This is a genomic window from Halomonas sp. SIMBA_159 (assembly GCF_046536035.1).
Classification (GTDB): domain Bacteria; phylum Pseudomonadota; class Gammaproteobacteria; order Pseudomonadales; family Halomonadaceae; genus Vreelandella; species Vreelandella venusta_A.
Genome location: NZ_JAWJBT010001391.1, coordinates 1 through 243, shown reverse-complemented (window position 1 = coordinate 243; position 243 = coordinate 1). Strand labels below are relative to the sequence as shown.

1 protein-coding gene is annotated in these 243 nt (G+C 42.0%); it reads left to right on the top strand.

Annotated features, from left to right (window positions below; all coding sequences use genetic code 11):
* A partial coding sequence (locus R0J87_RS23810) for a hypothetical protein (RefSeq protein WP_498889489.1) occupies positions 1-243 on the top strand: 243 nt, incomplete at both ends.

Here is a 243-nt window from a genome sequence, read left to right as displayed (position 1 = left end):
GCGATTGCAAGAGCAGCATTAGCGAGTCTTCCTAATACTGTTGTTATAAAAATAATGGACATATGGGGCGGCTTTGAAAAGCGACTAGATAAATTTGAGAATGCGATGAACAGGCTTTCCAAAATAACAAACTCCATATCAAATGTCATGGGGAATGCTTTACGTGGTGGATTACTTGCTTTACTACCTGCAATTGCTCCTGCATTATCTGGTGCCGTTGGGGTAATTGGAGCACTTGGTCCA